Raw genomic sequence first — 249 nt, 5'->3', positions numbered from 1 at the left:
CGATAAAATAGAACCTAATTTTCCAGTGCTATATCACCCGACTCGCTTCACCGAATGCCAAGAAATGAACTTATTTTTAATGCACCGCTTTGAAGGTCATTTCAGTCTCAAAAAGAATCAAATAGACAATGAGGCTTTTAGTGACGCTTATCATGCCAGCCAACCGGGAAAGCCATTAGATGTTAAGTCTGTTCGCAGTATAGCTAAGCACTTAAAAGCTTTCTTAGATTGGTTGGATAAAGATGATGC

General features: G+C 39.0%; 1 pseudogene. It reads left to right on the top strand.

Annotated elements, in window-relative coordinates:
* Positions 1 to 64: 64 nt before the first annotated feature.
* Positions 65 to 249: pseudogene (locus tag AAEZ18_RS19330) on the top strand (site-specific integrase); the annotation flags it as partial.

The organism is Pseudoalteromonas sp. 19-MNA-CIBAN-0066, from assembly GCF_040308705.1.
In the GTDB taxonomy this organism is placed as follows: Bacteria; Pseudomonadota; Gammaproteobacteria; order Enterobacterales; family Alteromonadaceae; genus Pseudoalteromonas; species Pseudoalteromonas nigrifaciens.
This window is presented reverse-complemented; position numbering and strand designations above follow the sequence as displayed.